18 protein-coding genes and 1 pseudogene are annotated in these 21,165 nt (G+C 62.8%); 6 read left to right on the forward strand and 13 right to left on the reverse strand.

Translation table 11 applies throughout. The annotated features are described in order from the left end of the window. Positions 1-52: 52 nt before the first annotated feature. From ACN9MZ_RS22205 to ACN9MZ_RS22225, 5 genes are all read right to left on the reverse strand, one after another. Positions 53-763, reverse strand: coding sequence for a hypothetical protein (locus ACN9MZ_RS22205; protein ID WP_426339060.1), 711 nt, complete (start codon positions 761-763; stop codon positions 53-55). 5 nt (positions 764-768) lie between these two features. Beyond that, positions 769-1,938, reverse strand: a complete 1,170-nt coding sequence (locus tag ACN9MZ_RS22210) for a serine hydrolase domain-containing protein (RefSeq protein ID WP_426339061.1) — start codon at positions 1,936-1,938, stop codon at positions 769-771. A 94-nt stretch (positions 1,939-2,032) separates the two neighbouring features. Beyond that, positions 2,033-2,431 carry a hypothetical protein gene (locus tag ACN9MZ_RS22215; protein ID WP_426339062.1) on the reverse strand — a complete coding sequence of 133 codons (399 nt, stop codon included), beginning with the start codon at positions 2,429-2,431 and terminating at the stop codon, positions 2,033-2,035. A 183-nt stretch (positions 2,432-2,614) separates the two neighbouring features. Beyond that, positions 2,615-3,937, reverse strand: coding sequence for a homoserine dehydrogenase (locus ACN9MZ_RS22220; RefSeq protein WP_426339063.1), 1,323 nt, complete (start codon positions 3,935-3,937; stop codon positions 2,615-2,617). Positions 3,938-3,957: 20 nt separating this feature from the next. Then, entirely contained in the window at positions 3,958-5,190 is a 1,233-nt protein-coding gene (locus ACN9MZ_RS22225; RefSeq protein ID WP_426339064.1) for a pyridoxal phosphate-dependent aminotransferase, read from the reverse strand. A gap of 133 nt (positions 5,191-5,323) precedes the next feature. Between ACN9MZ_RS22225 and ACN9MZ_RS22230 the strand changes: the two genes are divergently transcribed. The 3 genes from ACN9MZ_RS22230 to ACN9MZ_RS22240 all read left to right on the forward strand — a co-directional run bounded on the left by ACN9MZ_RS22230 (position 5,324) and on the right by ACN9MZ_RS22240 (position 8,194). Further along, a complete protein-coding gene (locus ACN9MZ_RS22230; protein WP_426163327.1) occupies positions 5,324-5,698 on the forward strand; it encodes an Mth938-like domain-containing protein in 375 nt (124 codons plus the stop codon). Between the two features lie 24 nt (positions 5,699-5,722). Continuing rightward, entirely contained in the window at positions 5,723-6,178 is a 456-nt protein-coding gene (locus ACN9MZ_RS22235) for a peroxiredoxin (RefSeq protein ID WP_426339065.1), read from the forward strand. Positions 6,179-6,415: 237 nt separating this feature from the next. Continuing rightward, positions 6,416-8,194, forward strand: a complete 1,779-nt coding sequence (locus ACN9MZ_RS22240; RefSeq protein ID WP_426339066.1) for a PhoH family protein — start codon at positions 6,416-6,418, stop codon at positions 8,192-8,194. Positions 8,195-8,239: 45 nt separating this feature from the next. Here the strand turns inward: ACN9MZ_RS22240 and ACN9MZ_RS22245 are convergent, their stop codons facing one another. Both ACN9MZ_RS22245 and ACN9MZ_RS22250 read right to left on the reverse strand, forming a co-directional pair. Continuing rightward, a complete protein-coding gene (locus tag ACN9MZ_RS22245; RefSeq protein WP_426339067.1) occupies positions 8,240-8,662 on the reverse strand; it encodes a VOC family protein in 423 nt (140 codons plus the stop codon). 91 nt (positions 8,663-8,753) lie between these two features. Beyond that, on the reverse strand, positions 8,754-9,593 hold the full coding sequence (locus ACN9MZ_RS22250) for a DUF4349 domain-containing protein (protein WP_426339068.1): 840 nt from the start codon (positions 9,591-9,593) through the stop codon (positions 8,754-8,756). Between the two features lie 19 nt (positions 9,594-9,612). On the opposite strand from ACN9MZ_RS22250, the gene ACN9MZ_RS22255 reads away from it, so the two are divergent. Then, entirely contained in the window at positions 9,613-9,813 is a 201-nt protein-coding gene (locus tag ACN9MZ_RS22255; RefSeq protein ID WP_426339069.1) for a heavy-metal-associated domain-containing protein, read from the forward strand. On the opposite strand, the gene ACN9MZ_RS22260 is transcribed toward ACN9MZ_RS22255, so the two are convergent. Both ACN9MZ_RS22260 and ACN9MZ_RS22265 read right to left on the reverse strand, forming a co-directional pair. Beyond that, positions 9,797-10,543: a glutathione S-transferase gene (locus ACN9MZ_RS22260; protein WP_426163339.1), complete on the reverse strand. Its 747-nt coding sequence runs from the start codon at positions 10,541-10,543 to the stop codon at positions 9,797-9,799. The genes ACN9MZ_RS22255 and ACN9MZ_RS22260 overlap by 17 nt on opposite strands. Beyond that, positions 10,540-11,418 carry a LysR substrate-binding domain-containing protein gene (locus tag ACN9MZ_RS22265; protein ID WP_426339070.1) on the reverse strand — a complete coding sequence of 293 codons (879 nt, stop codon included), beginning with the start codon at positions 11,416-11,418 and terminating at the stop codon, positions 10,540-10,542. The genes ACN9MZ_RS22260 and ACN9MZ_RS22265 overlap by 4 nt, the downstream gene beginning before the upstream one ends. A 109-nt stretch (positions 11,419-11,527) precedes the next feature. On the opposite strand from ACN9MZ_RS22265, the gene ACN9MZ_RS22270 reads away from it, so the two are divergent. Together ACN9MZ_RS22270 and ACN9MZ_RS22275 are read left to right on the forward strand one after the other, a co-directional pair. Further along, positions 11,528-12,220 carry an FMN-dependent NADH-azoreductase gene (locus ACN9MZ_RS22270; RefSeq protein WP_426339071.1) on the forward strand — a complete coding sequence of 231 codons (693 nt, stop codon included), beginning with the start codon at positions 11,528-11,530 and terminating at the stop codon, positions 12,218-12,220. A gap of 110 nt (positions 12,221-12,330) precedes the next feature. Beyond that, a complete protein-coding gene (locus tag ACN9MZ_RS22275) occupies positions 12,331-13,077 on the forward strand; it encodes a sulfite exporter TauE/SafE family protein (protein WP_426339072.1) in 747 nt (248 codons plus the stop codon). Here the strand turns inward: ACN9MZ_RS22275 and cueR are convergent. The 4 genes and pseudogenes from cueR to ACN9MZ_RS22295 form a co-directional block, all read right to left on the reverse strand. Next, a pseudogene (cueR, locus tag ACN9MZ_RS22280) lies at positions 13,078-13,458 on the reverse strand (Cu(I)-responsive transcriptional regulator); the annotation flags it as partial. A 5-nt stretch (positions 13,459-13,463) separates the two neighbouring features. Continuing rightward, positions 13,464-15,647, reverse strand: coding sequence for a heavy metal translocating P-type ATPase (locus tag ACN9MZ_RS22285; protein ID WP_426339073.1), 2,184 nt, complete (start codon positions 15,645-15,647; stop codon positions 13,464-13,466). A gap of 84 nt (positions 15,648-15,731) precedes the next feature. Beyond that, positions 15,732-16,433, reverse strand: coding sequence for a FecR family protein (locus ACN9MZ_RS22290; RefSeq protein WP_426339074.1), 702 nt, complete (start codon positions 16,431-16,433; stop codon positions 15,732-15,734). 4 nt (positions 16,434-16,437) lie between these two features. Then, complete coding sequence (locus tag ACN9MZ_RS22295) at positions 16,438-21,159, reverse strand: filamentous hemagglutinin N-terminal domain-containing protein (RefSeq protein WP_426339075.1); 4,722 nt, start codon at positions 21,157-21,159, stop codon at positions 16,438-16,440. Positions 21,160-21,165 lie beyond the last annotated feature (6 nt).

Raw genomic sequence — 21,165 nt, forward strand, 5'->3', positions numbered from 1 at the left:
GCTGCAGTAGTACCTCCCTTATCGGGCGACCTGGCGTCGCCCGTTTTTTTGATTACCGCGTGTCGGCGACGCAGGACTTATACCTGGCCGTACATTCGGCGAACGCAGCCTTTCCAGGCTTGCCTTCAGGGTCCGTCTCCTTGAATTTCTCGATGACGTTGGTCTTGCATTCTTCAAACGTCGCCTTGCAGACGTTGATTGGCAACACATCGTCCGCAGTACATTTACGTGTGCCATCGAGCGGCACCGGCAGTAACTGCATTGCCGAATCCCTCACTTCAATCTTCTGAACGTTGACGGCACAAGTCCCATTGACGAGATCGACGGTGATGTCATAGTCCTGGCCCGCTTCGGGCTTGAAAACGCCGCCGATCTGGTCACAGCGGTAGGAGCGGACGCCTGTAGTTTCCGAATAATCGACGGAGATCGCCAACGGCTCATTGGCCCGCACCGCGAACTCGTGGTAGGACGCTGCGAACAGGATACCGTCACGCGATTTCATGTTTTCGACGGTAGGCGTGATGGGCATGCCGATAGAAACGTTCTTGGCAAACATGCCGCCGAAATTTTTCTTCGAAGCCTGGATGCCGTCGCCCCCGATGCAGCTTTGGTTCTTGAAGAATTTGATGCCGATCGCCGCCTGGCCAAAGAAGCGCACGCGCGCTACGGCGGGCTTGGCGTCTGTCGTTTCCGTCTTGTCCTGCGCCCAGGCGCCGCTACTGCCCAACATGCACAGCAGCGCCGCAGAGGCGAACCATCCCATCCTGTTCATCTTTGCAAATCCTTTGTATTGAAGTTCTTGGCTTGCGCCATCCGCAACAGCAGGCGATGCCCGATCCTGTCCGTCCAGTTGAAGTTATTTTGCAGCACGACCACTGCAGTACGCGTCTGTTCGTCAATGCCGATGTAAGCGGTGTAGCCCGCCACCAGGCCAATCTGGTGCGCGATCCTATGGCCATCGATTTCGTCGACAAACCAGGCGCTGGCCGCCGCCTCCCGTTCACGCTCAAACTGCACCTTCAGGGTATTCCGCAGTCCGGCATCGAGCACGCCACTGCCGGTCGCGGCCAGGTGGGCATTTGCGTAAGCCAGCAAATCGCTCGCGTTTGAGTAGAGTGCCGCCGAACCGCTCATGATGTCGGTGAACTGCCAATCGGGGACAAGTTCGCCGCGCCGGATGAATTTGGGCTGGTCACCCGCGTGGCCCAAGGCCCGCTCGCCGTAGCCAGGCAGTTTCTCGGGGACATAGCCAGTGCTGTGCAGGCGCAGCGGATCAAGTATTTTCTCGTGCACCAGCGCGTCGACCTTCTTCCCGGTTTTCAGTTCCAGCACATAACCAAGCACGCCGTAGCCGATGTTTGAGTACTGAGGCACACCGCCATGATGCTTCTTGAATGTCGACAGGTACTCCAACAAATAAGCCCGGTCAAAGTGGCGATAGAAGCTCTTGCCGGTGAACAGATACTCCACAAAATAGAGCAATGTCCTCTCGGTCATCGGCTGACGTGGCAGACCCGCGGTATGCGTTACGAGCTGGCGCAAGGTGATGCGTTTGGCATCCTCGCTAAGCGGCACACCCGCAGGCAACAGCGTCGCGAGGGTTTCGTCCCAATGCAGCACGCCCTCTTGCACCAGTACCGAAGTCGTCGCCGCCAGAAAGCCTTTGCTCAGCGAGCCGACGGCAAACAGCGTTTGGCCATCGGGTTGGTGCCCGCCTTCCTGGTGCGTGGTCCCAAAGCCGAAGAACTGCTGCTTGCCATCGGGCGTCAGTACGCCAACCACCAGCCCTGTCGTTTCATTGGAATCGATCATCGGCTGCGCCAAGGCAGCAATCTCGGCCGCGATGTCGCCAGTTGCTGCTAGATGCTGTGCTGCGCGGGAGTCTGGATCCAGCTGCTTATCGGACAAGGTGCCGCATCCCGCCAGCGCGATCGACATACTGGCCAAACAAAAAATGCGAAACCAGCTTTGCATAAAACGAAGAGGCAATCGATCAAGCGATGTCCGAGGTCTGGACGATTGCGAATGGAACTCAGTCAAACTCAAAACGTACATCCTTAACGATCTGGTGTTTGCCCCAATAGAAGTTGCAAACCCTTGCGGACTCATAGCCGTCCTTGCTCTCCGGGACACACCCGCCCTTGATCGTTACGGATTTCCCACCTTGCATAGACAACGGAAATTCGATCACCTCACCGTCAGGCACGGTATGTTCAAGCTGGACGTTGTCCGCGTAATCGTCAACAAGAGCGAAGATCAGCGTCTTGTCGGCTTTGAGGGTGTAAAAATCGTGCTGGAACGCGGCGCCCTTCACAAGGCAAATTTCAATCAGCGACTTTTCTACCGTCTGCTGTTTGCACTGCGGCGCTTCGGCCGCCTGGGCGCCGCACACCGCGCCCAGCAGGCAAATAAAGGAAAACAGGGACTTCATATTTGCACTTCGACAATCATATGTTCTGAAATGAAACAATTATATCAAAACTATATGACCAGCCTGGCTCTGGAGATGAAAGTCGGGCTCAGCTCCGGCAATGAAAAAAGGGACGTACCCTTTTAAAGCGGTGCGTCCCCTTTTTCTGGCTCCATGCGAAGCCCGAGCTGACCCCGGCGTTTATTACGCGAGGTTCTCGAGGCGGATCTTGGTGACGTTGCCGACAATGCTGGACAGCTTTTCGATCTTCTCGATGGCAGCCGCCACGTTTTTCTCCTGCGTCTGGTGCGTCAGCAGGATGATGTCGGTGTGGGTCTCGCCCTCTGCCGGCTCCTTCTGCATCATGGCGTCGATGGAGATGGTGGCGTCGGCCAGGATGCGGGTCAGTTCCGCCAGCACGCCCGGACGGTCGGCCACCGTCATGCGCAGGTAGTAGCTGGTGGTGATCTCGGACATCGGCAAGATCTTGATGTCGGTCATCGCATTCGGCTGGAAGGCCAGGTGCGGCACGCGGTGCTCGGGATCGGCGGTTGCCAGGCGGGTGATGTCGACCAGGTCGGCAATCACGGCGGACGCAGTCGGCTCAGGACCGGCGCCTTTGCCGTAGTACATGGTGGCGCCAATCGCGTCGCCCTGCACCAGCACTGCATTCATCGCGCCTTCCACATTGGCGATCAGGCGCTTGGCAGGGATCAGGGTCGGGTGCACGCGCAACTCGATGCCCTCGCCGCCGTTCACTTGCGCGCGGCGTGCGATGCCAAGCAGCTTGATGCGGTAGCCCAGTTGTTCGGCATACTTGATGTCGATCGCCTGCAGCTTGGTGATGCCTTCGATATGGGCCTTGTCGAACTGCACCGGGATGCCGAAGGCAATCGCGGACAGGATGGTCGCCTTGTGCGCCGCGTCGACGCCTTCGATATCGAAGGTTGGATCGGCTTCCGCATACCCCAGGCGCTGCGCCTCCTTCAGCACGGTGGCGAAGTCCAGGCCCTTGTCGCGCATCTCGGACAGGATGAAGTTGGTGGTGCCATTGATGATGCCGGCGATCCATTCGATGCGGTTGGCGGTCAGGCCTTCGCGCAGCGCCTTGATGATCGGGATGCCGCCTGCAACGGCCGCCTCGAACGCCACCATCACGCCCTTGGCCTGGGCCGCGGCGAAGATTTCCGTGCCATGCATGGCCAGCAGCGCCTTGTTGGCGGTGACCACGTGCTTGCCGTTGGCGATGGCCTGCATCACCAGTTCCTTGGCGGTGTCATAGCCGCCAATCAGCTCCACGACGATATCGATTTCCGGATCGTTGACGATCGCGAACGGGTCTGCCACGACTTTGCACTGGCCTTCCGTGCGCTCTTTTGCGCGCTCCAGGTTGCGGGCCGATACGGCCACAATCTCGATGCCGCGGCCGGCGCGGCGGCGGATCTCTTCCTGGTTGCGTCGCAATACGCTGAACGTGCCGGCGCCCACATTACCTACGCCCAGCAAACCTACTTTAATCGATTTCATCTTCAATTTCCCTGGTGTTGTTAGCTGTGCCCGTGCCGCTTTCGGTAGCCTTCCATGAAGCGCGCGATGCGGCCGAATGCATCTTCCATATCGTCCGAATTCGGCAGGAACACCACGCGGAAGTGGTCCGGGCTATGCCAGTTGAAGCCCGTGCCCTGCACGATAAGGACCTTGGTTTCTTCCAGCAATTCATACGCGAATTGCTGGTCATCCGCGATCGGGTAGATCTTCGGATCGAGGCGGGGGAACATATAGAGTGCAGCTTTTGGCTTGACCACGCTGACACCCGGAATGTCGGACAACAGCTTGTATGCCAGGTCGCGCTGCTTGAGCAGGCGCCCGCCAGGCGCCACCAGGTCGTTGATGCTCTGGTAGCCGCCGAGCGCAGTCTGGATCGCAAACTGCCCCGGCGCGTTGGCGCAAAGGCGCATCGAGGCCAGCATGTTCAGGCCCCAGATGTAATCCTTCGCATATTTCTTGTTCTCGCCCGAAAGCACCATCCAGCCGGCGCGGTAGCCGCAGGAACGATAGCTCTTGGACAGGCCGTTGAAGGTCACGCAGAACACGTCGTCGCACAGCGCGGCGATCGAGGTGTGGGTGACGCCGTCGTACAGCACCTTGTCGTAGATTTCGTCGGCGTAGATGATCAACTGGTGCTGGCGCGCCAGCTCGATAATCTGCAGCAGCACTTCGTCCGGATACAGCGCGCCGGTCGGGTTGTTCGGGTTGATGACGACGATCGCCTTGGTATTCGGCGTGATCTTCTTGCGCATGTCGTCGATGTCGGGGAACCAGTCCTGCTGCTCGTCGCAGACATAGTGCACCGGCTTGCCGCCGGACAGGCTGACCGCCGCGGTCCACAGCGGATAATCGGGCGCCGGTACCAGCACCTCGTCGCCGTTGTTCAGCAGCGCGTTCATCGACATCACGATCAGTTCGGACGCGCCGTTGCCCAGGTAGATGTCGTCCATGGTGACGTTGGCGACTTTCTTCTGCTGGGTATAGTGCATCACCGCCTTGCGCGGCGCAAACAGGCCCTTGGAATCGGTGTAACCGGCCGCATTCGGCAGGTTCATGATCATGTCGTGCACGATCTCGTCCGGCGGATCGAAGCCGAACGGCTGCATATTGCCGATGTTCAGCTTGATGATCTTGTGGCCCTCTTCTTCCATCAGGCGGGCCTTCTCCGGCACAGGGCCGCGGATCTCGTAACAAATCTCGTTAAGCTTGTTGGATTTCTGAACCGGACGCAAAATCAATCCCTTACGTATAAATGCTGCATTGCGAAAATACCCATTCTGCCGAATTAAATTGGTTTAATCAACCATCGCTATGCGCAAAACGTTACAATAAGATCTCTATTGTATTTAAATATAGCGAAAAGTTATGAAGCTCCACTCCAGTACCACCGGCCAGTACCAGACCGTTTCCGGCTATTTTGAAGGTGGAGTCGAGATCAACGGCAAACCATTCGACTACAGCCTGCTGGTCTTGCCGGAAAGCGCACCGCGCCCCTGGCCCGTGGCAAAGTTCGAGGAACTGACCGTCGAACATTTCGAACAACTGCTGGCCGAACAGCCCGACGTGGTCATCCTCGGCACCGGCGAGCGCCAGCGCTTCGTCCATCCGCGCCTGGCCGCGCCGCTTATCTCCAGGCAGATCGGCGTCGAATGCATGGACACCAATGCCGCCTGCCGCACCTACAACATCCTGATGGGCGAAGGCCGCAAAGCCCTGCTGGCATTGATCATTGAAAAATAACACTTTGCCCCCAAATCAACGCGCATGAGCCAAACCATCCCCGACTTCAGCGCCGCCATGACCGGCGGCCAAACCTTCCAGCTCTCCGGACGCCCCGCCAAAGCCACCGTACTGTTCTTCTACCCCAAGGACAACACTCCGGGCTGCACTACCGAGAACATGGCCTTCCGCGACCTGCACGACCAGTTCACCGCTGCCGGTGCTGAAATTTACGGCATCAGCCGCGACTCGCTGCGCTCGCACGAGAACTTCAAGACGAAACTGGGCTTGCCGTTCGAACTGATCTCCGATCCGGACGAAACGGTCTGCCTGGCCTTCAATGTCATGAAGATGAAAAAAATGTACGGTAAAGATGTGCGTGGCGTCGAGCGCAGCACGTTTGTGATTGACGCAAAAGGCCGATTGGTGAAAGAATGGAGAGGCGTGAAAGTACCAGGTCACGTCGATGAAGTGCTGGAATTCGTGGCAAACCTGGGCTGATGGCAAGGCCCTCGCCGCGAATGTGTTAGCTCAACGGGAGCTTTACATTTGAACGTGTCAGCCAGATTTTGAGTCGAGCAAGTCCTTCCACCCACTGTCCCCGGTGGCATGCCCACCGGCTTTCGGGCGACGCAGACGCCCGCCAGGCATCCTTTAGTTTTTCCGAACCACCCCATAGTTCATCCATGCCGGGCATTCGCCCTCGCGTGGATGTATCTTTTTTAGATTGAGATCCTGATGCCACTGCCAAAACTGCCTAGCAAGCCAGCCACCCTGCTGCTGGCTAAAGACTATCCGAAGGCGAGCGGAGCAAATCCGGTTCCCTTCCCTACTGAAGAAAAGGCAGCACCAGCGCCGAAGAAAGCGGCGACCAAGACTGCTGCCAAAGCAGTAAAAGAACCGGTTGCGAAAAAGACTGCAGCGAACAAGACGCCTGCATTGAAGGCCGTCAAGCTGCCGGACGACGTACCAGCGCCACCGCGCACCAAGGCTGCGCCGCAGGCGCGCTCCAAGGTCACGCCGATCAAGGCCGATGCACCGCACCCGGCCAAGCACAAGGAACACGAAGTCGTGCTCAAGTCTGCCTCCAGCCGCAAGGCCGACGTGGTGGGCAGCACCAAGCTGTTCGTGCTGGACACCAACGTGCTAATGCACGACCCGTCGTCGCTGTTCCGCTTTGAAGAGCACGATGTCTTCCTGCCGATGATGACGCTGGAAGAACTGGACAACCACAAGAAAGGCATGTCCGAAGTCGCGCGCAATGCGCGCCAGGTATCGCGTACGCTGGATGCCCTGATCAGCAACACCGACGACGACGACATGGAAACCGGCATCCCGCTGAACAAGCTGGGCAACAAGGATGCCAAGGGCCACCTGTACTTCCAGACCAAGGTGCAGGTAGCCGACCTGCCGGAAGGCCTGCCGCAAGGTAAGGCCGACAACCAGATCCTGGCCGTGGTGCGTTCACTGGAAGCGGAGCAGCCTGGCCGCGCCGTGGTGCTGGTGTCGAAAGACATCAACATGCGCATCAAGGCACGCGCCCTGGGCTTGCCGGCGGAAGACTACTTCAACGACCATGTGCTGGAAGACACCGACCTGCTGTATTCGGGCATCGTCCAGTTGCCGGACGACTTCTGGAACAAGCACGGCAAGGACATGGAATCCTGGCAGGAGAACAAGCACGGCCAGTCGAGCACCTTCTACCGCGTGACCGGCCCGTTCATTCCTTCCCTGCTGGTGAACCAATTCGTGTACCTGGAGCCGAACAACGGCGAGTCGCCGTTCTACGCGCAAGTGAAGCAGATCAACGGCAAGACCGCCGTCCTGCAAACCCTGCGCGACTACTCGCACAACAAGAACAGTGTGTGGGGCGTCACTGCCCGCAATCGCGAGCAGAACTTCGCGCTGAACCTGTTGATGAACCCGGAATGCGACTTCATCACCCTGCTGGGCCAGGCCGGCACCGGCAAGACCCTGCTCGCGCTGGCCGCCGGCCTGGCGCAGGTGCTGGAGACCAAGCTGTATAACGAGATCATCGTCACCCGCGTCACGGTGCCGGTGGGCGAAGATATCGGCTTCCTGCCCGGTACCGAGGAAGAGAAGATGGGCCCTTGGATGGGCGCCTTCGACGACAACCTGGAAGTGTTGAACAAGTCCGACGGCGAAGGCGGTGAATGGGGCCGTGCGGCCACGCAGGACCTGATTCGCTCGCGCATCAAGATCAAGTCCCTGAACTTCATGCGCGGCCGCACCTTCGTCAACAAGTTCCTCATCATCGACGAGGCGCAGAACCTGACGCCGAAGCAGATGAAGACCCTGGTGACGCGTGCCGGTCCCGGCACCAAGATCCTCTGCCTGGGTAACATCGCGCAGATCGACACGCCTTACCTGACCGAAGGCTCGTCCGGCCTGACCTACGTGGTCGACCGCTTCAAGGGCTGGGCGCACAGCGGCCACGTCACGCTGGCCCGCGGCGAACGTTCCCGCCTGGCCGACCACGCGAGCGACGTGCTGTAAGCAGCGCCGCCCGCAGTCCACAAGCCCCGCCAAGTGCGGGGCTTTTTATTTTCCGCGCCGTGCGATCGGATGGTCTTCGTTCAACTGCAGCAGGTCCCACAGGTTGCCGTACAGGTCCGCGAAGACGGCAACCATGCCGTAGTCCTGCTGCTTCGGCTCGCGCACGATCCGGACGCCTTTCGCCTTCAACCGCTCGAAGTCGCGCCAGAAGTCGTCGGTATTCAGGAACAGGAATACCCGGCCGCCGGCCTGGTTGCCGACAAAAGGTTCCTGCTCCGGCCTGGATGCGCGCGCCAGCAGGATGGTTGTTCCACCGCCGCCAGGCGGCGCCACGACTACCCAGCGCTTGTCTTGCTCCGGCTGGTGGGTGTCGTCAAGCAGCTCGAAGCCGAGCGTGTTGACATAAAAATCGATCGCCTCGTCATAGTCGCGCACAACGAGGGCAATGTGAACAATGGACTGCTTCATCAAGTTTTCTCCGTGACGAAATCGTGCTCCGCGTGAAACATCTTCGCGACATCTGCCGCATACATGCGCGTGGCATATTTGACCGTACCCCTCATTTCCGGCGCATCCTCCTCCAGATCTTGCGCACTACAAAGCCCGCTAAAAACAGAATCAACGACCAGGGCAGCAGGTAGGCCAGTCCAGTGATTGCACTCGCGATACCTTCCGACAGGTTGCTGCCAAAATCGCCGGTTGCCCGCTTGACCGGCGACCAGAAGCCGCGCTGGGTGCGCGACTGGATGGAGATGTTCAGCAAGTCCATATTGACCCGCTCCATCAGGCGCGCTTCAACGCCGGTCGCCGACTCAAGTTCGCTTTGCACCGTCGCCAGTTCCTGCGACAGCTTGATCAGGGCTTCGGCGTTATTGCCGACTTTGTTCTCCAGCGCCAGCAGCTTCTCGCGATATGAGCGCAGCATGTCGAGTCGCTTGGCATTGTCGCGGATCGGGCCTTCGAGGTCCTCCGCCGACGTATTGCGTGAGGCGACCTCCCCACCTGTCGCCGCCAACGCAATCAGCTTCTCGATGCCTGGACGCTTGATCCGGACACGGATGCTCGCGCTGGACATCCGCCCGCCTTCCACGCCGGATGCCAGCAATGTACATTGGTTTGCCATATCAGCATTGCAGGCAGCGACCAGCTTGTCGAGCAGGGGCTTGATCTCCGACTCGGCCGCATCGACCGTCACGTGGTGTTCATATGCGAGGTATTTCCCGCGCGTTTGCTGGTCATTGGCGACGGCTGGTTTCCCCGGCGCCTGGTTGTATGCAATTTCGCCGACGGCGCCCGCCGATCCGCGGGGCGCCTCGTACTTGGCCGAGCAGCCCTGCAGAAAAAGCGCAAGCACGCTTGACATTACAATCGTGGGAAGGAATAAAGTACGTTTACCCATATGACGAAAGGAACTCCAAATGTATGAACTGACTGTAGAAAACATGACCTGTGGCCATTGCGTATCGGCCGTGACGGAAGCCGTACACACTGTGGATCCAGCCGCCTTTGTCGAGGTTGACCTGAAGGGCAAGCACGTCAAGGTCAACTCGGCTTCGGCGCTGGCGCCGATCAAGGCAGCCATTGTGGATGCCGGCTATCCTGTTACCCGCGCGGCTTGACGCGGACGCCCTGCTCCAGTTCCGGGTAATGCCGGAATACGTCGTCCTCGTTGTTGGCGAGGCGGCGTTTGGAAGCCAGGTAGGCGGCGACGCGCGGACGCGCCGCCACTCGCCCGGCCAAGCGCTGCAGGCCGGGCCAACGCCCTTCGTAGCCAGCCATCGCTTTCGGGAAGGCATAGCGCAAGCCGTCCAGCAGCTGGAACAGCGACAAGTCGACATAACTCAGGCGGGAGCCGACAATCCAGCCGCCGCGCGACTGGTTGGCCCGCAGCACGGTCTCGAAATAATCCAGGTACTTCGGGATGCGCTCGATCGCAAAATCCCGCGCCCGCGCCTTCGATTCCCGCGCCTGCTCTTCGTAATACATATTGACCGAGATCGGGTGATGCGTATCGTGCGCCTCGCCAACGATGTCCGCAATAGTCAGCTGCAGCTGGTTGCACCACAGGCGCCCCGCTTCGGAGCGCGGCGCCAGCTTGTGGCGCGCCCCGAGGAACATCAGTATATTCGCCGTCTGACCGATCATGAGTTCACCGGCCTGCAGGATGGGCGGCGCGAAAGCGGCGCGCGGGTCGCTGCCGCCGGCGATCAACTCCGTCATCGCCTTCATGCCGCCCTTGCCGCGCGCCACGTCAACGTAAGGAACGTCGGCCTCGACCAGCGCCAGCCGCACGAATTCTCCCCGGCCCTGGATCGTCGGCCAGTAGTAAAGCTTGTAAGGCTCCATCATTGCTCCTCCTGTGCCAGCAGCCATTCCGCGACGGCGCGCACCTCTTCGCGCGGAGCATCGCCTTCAGGCCGCACAACATAAAAATCAAATCCGCCGAGCACCGGGCCAACCGGCGCTTCCAGCAGTCCCAACCTGATCTCTTCGCGCACCAAGGGCAAGGCAGTCAGCACCACGCCTTGCCCTGCAATCGCGGCTTGCACCGCGTGCGACTCTTCCGAAAAGCGCGCGCCTGTCGTGACATCCAGCTCTACGCCTGCCGCTGTCGACCATTTGTCCCAGGTCAAGGCGCCCTTAAAGCCGCGCTGCCAGTCGAAATGGATCAGCGGATGGCGTGCCACGTCGCTCGCCTTGCGCAGCTTCAGGCGCGGGCTGGCCACCGGCGCGAAAGCGGCATGCATCAGGCGTTGCGCTTGCAGTCCCGCGAAATGCCCGGCGCCACCGCGTACCGCAAGGTCGGCCGCGCCGCCGGCCAGGTCAACCGGCTTGTTGCTGGCCAGGACGTTGAGGGCAATGCCGGGATGGGCCGCGTTGAACGAAGCTAGCCGCGGCACCAGCCAGCGCGCCGCGAAGGATGGCGTAGTCGACAAGGTGACCGTGCGGCGCTGCTCGCGCCGCAACCGTTCGACCCCGGCAGCGATGGCGTCGAACCCGCTGCCGGCTGCCTGCATCAGCGTGCGGCCCTCCGGTGTCAGCTCGACGGCCCGGGTCTTGCGCAGGAACAGCCTTACGTTCAGTGCCTCCTCCAGCGCACGCACCTGGTGGCTGATCGAAGTCGCGCTGACCGACAGCTCCTCGGCAGCGAGCTTGAAGCTTTGCAGCCGCGCCGCGGCCTCGAAGCTGCGCAGGGCGGACAGGGATGGAAGGCGGCGTTTCATGTGAAGGACTATACATGAATTCAGTTCATCCATCTGCTGAGAATTGATCGTTTGTCACCGCCCCCCGCGCAGCGCACAGTACACCCATCGCAACCAACTGGAGAGAACAATGACCACGATTCTACATATCGATTCAAGCGCCCGGCCCGGGCGTTCCGGCGAACAGGCGCACGGTTCGCATACGCGGCGCCTGACTGCACGCTTCATTGAGCGCTACCGGCAGTTCGATAGCAGAACAGAAGTCATCTATCGCGATGTTGGAGCCGTGCCGCCATCGCCTGTGACCGGGGGCTGGGTACATGCTGCGTTCACGCCGCCGGCGGCGCGCGAGCCATGGATGGTGGAAGCGCTGGCGCAAAGCGACGCGCTGGTCGACGAAGTGCTGGCAGCCGATATCATCGTGGCGGGAGTGCCGATGTATAACTTCGGGCCGCCGGCGCAGTTCAAGGCTTGGCTGGATAACATCGTGCGGGTCGGCCGCACGTTCGGCTTCGACCGTTCACGCGCCGGTGAACCATATTGGCCCCTGCTGGCAGATGCCGGCAAGCAGCTCGTGATCCTGTCCTCACGCGGCGATTACGGCTACGGCCCAGGGCAACGGCTGGAGGGCATCAACCATGTCGAAGGATCGGTGCGCAGCGTGTTCCGCTACCTGGGAGTGACGCATGCATACGATGCAGCCGTCGAATACGACGAATTCGGCGACGAGCGCCTGCTGCGCTCCCTCGCCGACGCAGAAAGCGCTACCGACCGTATCGCACAAGTCATCGCATCCGTCCGCACGCGACGCCACGCCGCATGATGCAAGTCGGGGTCAGGTCTGGCAATCCGCCATATTTTTCGCATTGCGAAAAATATGGCGGATTGCCAGACCTGACCCCGACTTTCAAATAGCTTGGCTATAATGGCCCGATGCCCGAACTCCACACCATCTTACTGCTCGCCGCAGCAGGACTTTTCGCCGGCACGCAGAATGCGTTGGCTGGCGGCGGCTCTTTCATCACCTTTCCCGCCCTGCTGTTGGCCGGGCTGAACCCGGTTGCGGCGAACATGACCTCCACGGTCGCCATGTTCCCCAGCCAGGCGACATCCGCCGTCGCTGGCCGCAAGTTCGCTGAAGGCGTGAGCGGCCTGACCTTCGCGCAGCTTTTCACGATCAGTATTGTCGGCGGCATTTTCGGCGCGATCCTGCTGTGGATTACGCCCCCGACGTTCTTTGCCAGGCTGGTGCCCTGGCTGGTGCTGTTTGCCACCACCATGTTCGCCTGGGGTGCTTTCCGGCGCCAGCCGATGCAGGCCGCTTCCAGCATGCCGAAGTGGATGCTGGCCGTTGTCCAGGCCTGCATTTCGATCTATGGCGGCTATTTCGGCGGCGGCATCGGTTTCCTGATGCTGGCCGCGCTGACCATCGCAGGCCAGCAGATCCGCGCTGCGACCGCCACCAAGAACATGCTGGCGATGGCGATGAACGCTTCCGCCACTTTGATCTTCGCCTTCTCCGGCATGATCAGCTGGGCTGCCGCCCTGGCTTTATGCGCGGGTGGTATTGCGGGCGGCCTTCTGGGTTCGTGGCTGATCTACCGCCTTCCCCCGCAACTGATGCGCATCTTTGTCGTGATCGTGGGCGCAGTGCTCACCGTGTACATGTTCCTGCGCTGATCCCAGCGTTTGCAGGATCGGGCAATCCGGCCGGTCGTCGCCGTGGCAGGTTTTAGCCAGGCTAGCCAGCGTGTCGCGCATTTCGGTCAACTCCACGATGCGCTGGTTCAGTTCATCGACGTGGCTCATCGCGATCGTCTTCACGTCCGCGCTGGCACGGCGTGTATCCTGCCATAGGGACAGCAGGTCGCCGATCTGCTCCAGCGAAAACCCGAGGTTGCGCGCGCGCTTGATGAAACGCAGAGTGTGCAGGTCGTTTTCGCCGTAAATGCGGTATCCGCTGTCGGTGCGCGCAGTTTCGCGCACCAGGCCAATGCTCTCGTAGTAGCGGATCATCTTGGCGCTGACGCCGGATGCAGCAGCGGCTTGTCCGATATTCATTTCCCTTACTCCTTCGAAGGCTGCCAGCGGCGCAGCAGCAAGGCATTGCTGATCACGCTGACCGAGCTGAACGCCATTGCGGCGCCGGCCAGCAGGGGATTCAGCATGCCAAGGGCCGCCAGCGGAATCCCTGCCACATTGTAGATGAAGGCCCAGAACAGGTTCTGGCGGATCTTGCTGAAGGTCCGGTGCGAGATGTCGATGGCGTCGGCCACCAGCAGCGGCTCGCCGCGCATCAGCGTGATGCCGGCAGCGTTCATGGCAACGTCGGTGCCGGTCGCCATCGCGATGCCGACGTGCGCCGCAGCCAGCGCCGGGGCGTCGTTGATGCCGTCGCCGACCATGGCAACGCGCCTGCCCTCGGCCTTGAGCCGCGCAATGACCGTGGTTTTGTCGGCCGGCAGGAGGTTCGCTTCCACGCTGCCAATGCCCAGTGCCTGCGCCACTGCTTGCGCGCTGCCCTGGTTGTCGCCGGTCAGCATCACGGTCGCGATGCCGCGAGCGTGCAGGCGCTCCACCGCAGCACGTGCGTGCTGTTTGGGCTGGTCGGCGAAGCCAAGCAAGCCAAGCAGCTTTACCCCGCCCGCGCCGGCTTCGGCCAGCCAGGAAATCGTATGGCCTTGCGCTTCCAGTTCGGCAGCCCGCTGCTGCAGTGGCGCCAGGTCGACACCGCGCTCCGCCATCAGGCGCCCGCTGCCAAGCAGCAGGTCGAGGCCATCGACCTTCGCAGCCAGGCCCCGCCCCGCCAAAGTCGTCACCGCGCTTGCAGTCAGCGGCGCCGGGCCGCCCGCGCCCGCGGCCGCTTCCGCGTCGAGGACAGCGCGAGCCAGCGAATGTTCGCTGCCGCGCTGGATCGCCGCCGAAAGCTGCAGTGCGCGTGCAGCCGGCACGCCATGCGGCAGCAGTTGCGCCAGCACCGGCTTGCCTTGCGTGAGCGTGCCGGTCTTGTCGAACACCACGGTATCGACCTGGCGCGCCATTTCCAGCGCCTCCGCATCCTTGATCAGGATGCCATGCCGCGCTGCGACGCCGGTACCCGCCATGATCGCCGCCGGCGTGGCCAGGCCAAGCGCGCACGGGCAGGCAATCACCATCACCACCACCGCATTGAGCACGGCCTGCTCAACATCTCCGTTGGCCAGCCACCAGCCGGCGAGCGTCAACATCGCCAGCACCAGCACCACAGGCACGAACACCGCTGCCACCTTATCGACCAGCTTCTGCACCGGCGCCTTGGCCGACTGCGCATCTTCCACCAGGCGGATGATCCGCGACAGCATGGTCTCGGCCCCCGTCGCGCTTGTGCGCACCAGCAGCAAGCCCTCGCCATTGATTGCGCCACCGGTCACGCGGTCGCCAACGTGCTTGGCAACGGGCAGGCTTTCGCCGGTAATCAGGGATTCGTCAACGTGGCTGGCGCCATCCACCACCTCGCCGTCCACCGCCACCCGCTCGCCGGCGCGGATCACCACGATATCGCCCACGCGCACCTGGTCGATCGGCACATCGGCATCCGATTCGTCCGCGCGCCTCACGCGCGCAGTCACCGGCCGCAAGTCCTGCAGCGCGCGGATGGCGGACGCGGTTTGCCGCTTGGCCCGCGCTTCCAGCCACTTGCCCAGCAAGACCAGTGTCAGCACCACTGCTGACGCTTCGAAATAGAGATGCATGCCCTGCCCTCGCGCCAGCGCCAGGTACACGCTCAGGCCATAGGCCGCGGAGGTGCCGAGCGCCACCAGTAGGTCCATATTGCCTGCGCGCGCTTTCACAGCCTTCCAGCCGGCGCGATAGAAACGCGCGCCGAACACGAATTGCACCGGCGTCGCCAGCAGCCATTGCAGCCACGCCGGCATCATCAGGTGCGCGCCAAACCATTCGGCGACCATCGGCACCAGCAGCGGTAGCGACAGGGCAGCGGACAGGATCACGGCCACGCCTTCGGGTATGCGCGGCGCGGAATCGGCAGCCGGCGCCGCCAGCTCGCTGGCGGCATAGCCAGCCTTGCCGATGGCCTGCTGCAGGGCGGCAAAGGCCAACGGCGAATCGGAATCGACGCGCGCGGTCTCGGTGGCCAGGTTGACGGCGGCATGCGCCACGCCCGGCACGGTCGCCAGCGCCTTTTCGACGCGGCGCACGCAGGATGCGCAACTCATGCCCTCAATACGGACGGTTTGCTGGAACTGACTCATGGGATACTCCTCGCCTATGCTCTGGCGACCAGTATCAAGTATCCCACGATGGGAAGGTCAAGCGCTATGTTCAAGTGAACATCGTCAGCGCACTTCGCAGTCGACGGCGCGTTGCGCCCGGTTACCGGCAGCACGGGGGCCTGCCGTCTGGCTGCTGAAGACCGGCGGCGGGTTGAACTGCATGCCCGGGTTCTGCGGCACGACCACGGGCGGCAGCGTCATGTTCGGCGTAAAGCCGAACTGGCCGGCATTGAAAACCTGGGTTCCCGCAGGGTTGTTCAGGTGGACCATGCCATCCAGCACCTGCACATACAGTCCAGGTGCCCGCACCGTTTCCGCCCCCGGCAACTGGCCCGCCACCGGCACGATTTCCGCCACGAACAGCGTACCGCGGATGCCGATGGTGGCCGCCGGCGTTTTCAGCTCAAATTTCTCCCTGCTGCGCTTGCCCAGCAGGCCCGATGCGGCCCGCAAGCCCCCTTTGACCAGGTTGAACTGCGCCCGGTCAGCATCCTGCTTGCCGCTGTCGAAGCTGAAATTCTCGATCGTCAGCGTGCTGCCTGGCCGCAGCGTAATTTCACTATTGTCAATAAACCGCAGCAAGGCATAGGTGTTTTTCTCGGTCACCAGCGTATCGCCATTCTCGACCTCGGATTTGATGGCAAGCACCTTCACCGTGCCATCGGCCTTGCGCGCCATCAGCGGACCGCTCAACTGGACCACGGTCCCCGCCACCGGCGCCGCCAGCGCCAGCGCGGACAACAGCCACAGTAGTGCCAGCAGCATCCCCTTAGTTGCAGTACATTTTTGTAGCGGGTTCATTCTTTTTCGCTCCGGTGTTTTTGTCCTGGGCCAGCTTGTCGCCTTTGTCGTCCTTCTTCGCCTGTTTGTCTTTACCTTCATCCGGCGCACTCGCCACGGAAACCTGGCCCGGGCCGCTGCCGGAGCTGTTGATGACCTGGATGGTCTGGCTGATCGCTTGCTGCACCGGGTTGGTGGGTTGCGCTTCGGTCGGCGGCAGCACGAGCTGGCAGCCGGGCAGGCTTGGGTTCAACTGGCATTGGTCGACCGAGGTCGGCGGCTGCACGGGCGGCGTCACGATGGCGCCATTGACGCCAATACTGCCGCCCGGCGCCTGCACCGTGCCAGCCACATAATTGACGTCGGAGCCGGCAGCGAGCTTGACATTGCCTGTATTGCTTTTCACCAGTGCGCCACTGGCAATCGTCAGGTCGTCGGCGTCACTGCCCGTGCTGCCAGCCTCCAGCAGGATATCGCCGGAGTTGGACAGCACGCTGCCGAAAATACTGAGCGGGCTATGCGCTGTCAGACGGATATTGCCGCTGTCGCTGCTCACCAGCGCGCCAGTGGCCAGCGTCAGCGCGCCATAGTTGTCCAGCGCGATCTCGCCGCTGTTGCCGGGAGCGAGTTTCAGCTGCAGCAGCGTGAGCGGGGCCGGCTTGCCGGCATGATTGCTGATGTAGATTGGCGCCGCCCCGCTGGTGGCCGTGCTTTCCGCATCCAGCTCCGCGACAAAGGTCTGCAGCGCTGCCGCCGCTGTCCCGATATTGGCGCCCGCTTTCGCCACCAGCTTGCTGGCCCGGATTGCCGCGCCGTCCGTGGCCAGGGCGCCATCGGAACGCAGCGTCGCCGTGCCGGCAACCTGGAGGCCATTGATGTCGTAGCCGCTGCCCCCGCCACTATTGCCGCCCTGCAGGCGCACCACCGAGAGCGCCTGGTTGCTGCGGAAGTCGAGGTTGCCGTTGCTGACGATGGCGGCGACGCGAGCCACCTGGTTGCCGCTATGGTCCAGCTGAACGCCCGCGCCGGCATCGATGCCAAGTTCCTGTACCTTCAGGGCCGCCGCCGCATTGGCGGTATCTTGCGTGATGCCTGCGGTGGTGATCAGGCCCAGGCGCGTCGTCAGCGCGTTCAGGTTGGAGGCGCCGCCAAGATGGATGGCGCCGGCACCAAAACCAGCCACGCTCCCCGTGCCGCTATCGGCGCCGGTGCCGCTGGCCGTGGTGCCAGGCTTGGTGCCGGGACTGGGCACGTCGCTTCCATCGTCGCGATTGCCAATTCCTATCGTGCCGGCAGCGATCCTGTTCAACTGGGTCAGGGACAAACAGCCCGTTCCGCAAGCAGCGCCGATGGTGATGCTGTAGCCGGACGTAGCCGGCGTCAGCGAGGCAAGGCCGGCCGTCACATCGGCGCTGAAGTCCATGGCGTCGGCGTTCAGGTTGACCACGTCCGCCTGCAGCGGCGCCGCCACCTGCAGCGCGCCGGAGCGCGCCTCTAGTTCCAGTTCCGTGCCGGGCAGGCTGAGCGCCCCGCCCACTGTCATGCCGCTGGCAGCGCCGATGAACAGGCGCGGCGTCTTCAGCGACGCCAGGCCGGCGCCGCTCAGGTGCGTGGTGGGCGTACCGCTTGGCCTGTCGCCGCCGAGTTCGACGCTGCCGGCACTGTCAATCCCGATCATGTCGGCCACCATGCCGGTGCCTGCCGCCCCGCTCAGCACCACGGAGCCGCCGCGCAGCTTGATGCTCTGGGCGCTGACCATGGCATTATTGCTTAGCGTACCGCCCGCCTCCGCCCCCAGGCCCGCGCCCGCCGGCAGCCGGACCATCCCCACCAGGTCGACATTGCCAGCAGTCTGCAAGACAAGCGACTTGAGCAGGCTGGAGCCGGACAGGTCCAGCTGATCGGCCGTGATGTGGCTGGCATTGGCTAGCGGGCTGCCGTTTGGATCGAAAAAGCCGCCCCCGACCAGCAGGTTGGGCGCCGACAGCCGGCCCAGATCCGCATTGCCCAATACCAGCCCGCCGCTATCCGAGGTGGGCGTGCCGCCTACGATGATGGCCGCGCCGCCAAGGCTGGAAACGCGGATGCTGTTGGCGGCACTGGTCTGCCCCGCCAGGCTCATGGCATTCGCCTCCAGGCCGGCGTCGCTGGCGTTCACCTGCGCACCAAGTTCGCTGGCCAGGCTGCCGTTATTGGCGCGCAGCAGCAGCGGCCCGGCGCTGACCACCGCAGTGGGAGCCAGCCGCAGCGAGCCGCCCTCCAGTTGCACCGGCTTGCCGTTGCCGTTCACCGCCCCGCTCACCACCAGCGTGCCGAGGGCTGCCACGTGCAGGTTGCCAAAGCCGCCGGTGCTGGCGCTATCGGCCTGGCTCAAGGCCTGGACCTCGAGCGAACCGCTGTCGAAGTAATTCAGGTTGCCAACGCCCTGGGCGCGCAGGATGTTGACCTGGTTGTTGCCGCCGGACAGGTTGACCTGCCCCACCCCGTCCAGGATCAGGCTGGCGGCACGCAAGGGCATGCCGTATTCCTGGTTCAGGCTGCTCGCCTTGAGGCTCAGCTTGCCGGACGTCTGCACCCCGGCCATGCCGTTCCCGTATGTCAGGTTCAGGTTGCCCACATTATTGAAGCTGATGTCGCCTGTCGCCATCGCGGCAAGCCCCATGACCTGGTTGGGCCCCGTCAACGACACCGAGCCCGCGTTGACCAGCAGGACCGGCGCTGTGATGGAACCGTTGCCGGCCAGCGTGCCGCTGGTTTGCAGGGAAACGCCAGAGCGCGGCTTCAGCGCACCGTTGACCGCAATGGCGTTGCTGGCCAGGGTCAGCATCGCATTGCCGGCATTGCTGGCGGCCAGGTCCAGCAAGCCATCAATGCTGAGTGTGCCGTAATGCTGGCCAAAGCCGATATTCAGGTTTTGCGTATTGATGGCGGAAAGCTCCGCACCGTCCAGCGCCAGCACGCCAGGCGTACCGTCGCTCGCCTCGCCCAGCCGGATGGCAGTAGCCAGGCTGTACGGATTTAACGACACGCTGTTGGCCGCCTGCACCTGGGCACCGCTGGCGATGCGCATGCTGTCGGCTTTCCAGCGCTGCTCCTGCCCCGCCACCAGGGCCCCCGGGCCGATGTCGATTTCAGCACCGCTCAACTCGATGGCGCCCATGCCGGTCTCAAGGCTCGCCGTCAACTTGACGGCGCCGTTGCCGCTGGCCGTGCCCGATGCCGGGTCGTTTGCCTGCAAGCGCAGCATGCCGCCGTTGGTCGCCAGCCGGCCCTTGACCATGATATGGTTGCCGGCCTGGGCCAGCAGGCCGACGCCCGGGGCGGCAATGGCAACCGGATCGACAAAGGTGATGTCGTGTTTGGCCTGCAAGGTGACGTCGGCAGTCGCGCCATTCAACAAGGCTGTGGCCAGTTCGGTGACGCCGCTGGGATTGCCCGCGTTGAAATTTGCAACGTCAGTCAGGGCGGCCGGCACGCCTGGCGCCACCTTCACTTCGATATCATAGGGATCGAGCAACCACTGGCCAAGCCGCCCCTGCACGGCACCGGCGTCAACACGCAGCCCGCCCAGCTCCAGCTGGCGCGCCGATGTTTCCACCAGCCCGCCGTCGCCGCCTTGCCTGCCGCCGCGGGCGGAAATGCTGCCATGCACGCGCGCGGTCTCGTCGGCCCAGACCACCACCTTGCCGCCCCTTCCGCTGCTGCCGGCGTCGGCCGCCAGCACCGCATCCTTGCCCACGTAGACCTGGCGCGCATTCGGCACCTGCGGGTTGGCGCCACGGTAATCGCCGCCGACCAGCACGCTGCCGCCGCCTTCCTCGCCGCTGGCATCGACCCGTGCATCGCCCGTCAGGCCGACTTGCTGGCCCAGGATGGCAATTGCGCCGCCGCGCGCCGTGGTGCGGCTGCCGCCTTCCAGCATGGTGCTGCCGCTGGCGCGCAGCAGTACCTGGCCCTGCGCGCCGCGCACGGCGCTGTCGGCGCTGACGGTGCCGCGCTGCCTGACCAGCGCGCCGAAGATGCCGACACGGCCACCCTGCGCCACCAACTGGCCCAGGTTCAGCGCCTGGTCGGCAGGCGCCGCCACCACCACCTGCAGCGCCGGGTTGGCGCTATCCACCAGTTGCACGCTATGGCCGGCGGCCAGCATGACCGCCCCCCCCGGCGCCTGGACGATGCCGCTGTTCTCGACCTGCGGCGCCACCAGGTAGACCTGTCCACCATGCGGCGTGGCGATCTGGCCCTGGTTCTGCACCTTGCCGGCGCCCGCAGTGCCCGTAAAACGCATGCGCCCGGCAAGAAAATCGGCATCGGACAAGGCCAGGCTCGACGCCACCAGCCCTTGCACGTCGATGCGCGCACCGTGCCCGAACAACACGCCGTTCGGGTTGAGCAGGTAGACCTGGCCGTTGGATTGCAGGCTGCCCAGGATGCGGCTGGGTTCCTGGCCGCTGATCCGGTTCAGCACCTTGCTGTCGGCGCCCTGCTGCAGGAAACGCGTCACCTCGTCGGCGCCGATCGAGAAGCTTTGCCAGTTGATAATGGTATTCGGCGTATTGGCGACGCTGAAGACATTGCCCTGCTGGCTGAAGCTGGCCTGGCCCGCCACCACCCTGGGCGCCACCGGGTTGGCCTGCGCGCTGCCGAAACAGGCGGCAACCGTCAGGCCCAGCAGCTTGCGCTGCAACATGCTGTGCTTGCTGTGCTTCATGATGAT

The organism is Pseudoduganella sp. S-14 (assembly GCF_049913285.1).
In the GTDB taxonomy this organism is placed as follows: Bacteria; Pseudomonadota; Gammaproteobacteria; order Burkholderiales; family Burkholderiaceae_D; genus Rugamonas.

Bases quoted from the DNA above. Each gene is read 5' to 3' on its own strand.
- ACN9MZ_RS22205 (WP_426339060.1), bottom strand. From the start codon at position 763: ATGGGATGGTTCGCCTCTGCGGCGCTGCTGTGCATGTTGGGCAGTAGC.
- ACN9MZ_RS22210 (WP_426339061.1), bottom strand. From the start codon at position 1,938: ATGTCGATCGCGCTGGCGGGATGCGGCACCTTGTCCGATAAGCAGCTG.
- ACN9MZ_RS22215 (WP_426339062.1), bottom strand. From the start codon at position 2,431: ATGAAGTCCCTGTTTTCCTTTATTTGCCTGCTGGGCGCGGTGTGCGGC.
- ACN9MZ_RS22220 (WP_426339063.1), bottom strand. From the start codon at position 3,937: ATGAAATCGATTAAAGTAGGTTTGCTGGGCGTAGGTAATGTGGGCGCC.
- ACN9MZ_RS22230 (WP_426163327.1), top strand. From the start codon at position 5,324: ATGAAGCTCCACTCCAGTACCACCGGCCAGTACCAGACCGTTTCCGGC.
- ACN9MZ_RS22235 (WP_426339065.1), top strand. From the start codon at position 5,723: ATGAGCCAAACCATCCCCGACTTCAGCGCCGCCATGACCGGCGGCCAA.
- ACN9MZ_RS22240 (WP_426339066.1), top strand. From the start codon at position 6,416: ATGCCACTGCCAAAACTGCCTAGCAAGCCAGCCACCCTGCTGCTGGCT.
- ACN9MZ_RS22245 (WP_426339067.1), bottom strand. From the start codon at position 8,662: ATGAAGCAGTCCATTGTTCACATTGCCCTCGTTGTGCGCGACTATGAC.
- ACN9MZ_RS22250 (WP_426339068.1), bottom strand. From the start codon at position 9,593: ATGGGTAAACGTACTTTATTCCTTCCCACGATTGTAATGTCAAGCGTG.
- ACN9MZ_RS22255 (WP_426339069.1), top strand. From the start codon at position 9,613: ATGTATGAACTGACTGTAGAAAACATGACCTGTGGCCATTGCGTATCG.
- ACN9MZ_RS22260 (WP_426163339.1), bottom strand. From the start codon at position 10,543: ATGATGGAGCCTTACAAGCTTTACTACTGGCCGACGATCCAGGGCCGG.
- ACN9MZ_RS22265 (WP_426339070.1), bottom strand. From the start codon at position 11,418: ATGAAACGCCGCCTTCCATCCCTGTCCGCCCTGCGCAGCTTCGAGGCC.
- ACN9MZ_RS22270 (WP_426339071.1), top strand. From the start codon at position 11,528: ATGACCACGATTCTACATATCGATTCAAGCGCCCGGCCCGGGCGTTCC.
- ACN9MZ_RS22275 (WP_426339072.1), top strand. From the start codon at position 12,331: ATGCCCGAACTCCACACCATCTTACTGCTCGCCGCAGCAGGACTTTTC.
- ACN9MZ_RS22285 (WP_426339073.1), bottom strand. From the start codon at position 15,647: ATGAGTCAGTTCCAGCAAACCGTCCGTATTGAGGGCATGAGTTGCGCA.
- ACN9MZ_RS22290 (WP_426339074.1), bottom strand. From the start codon at position 16,433: ATGCTGCTGGCACTACTGTGGCTGTTGTCCGCGCTGGCGCTGGCGGCG.
- ACN9MZ_RS22295 (WP_426339075.1), bottom strand. From the start codon at position 21,159: ATGAAGCACAGCAAGCACAGCATGTTGCAGCGCAAGCTGCTGGGCCTG.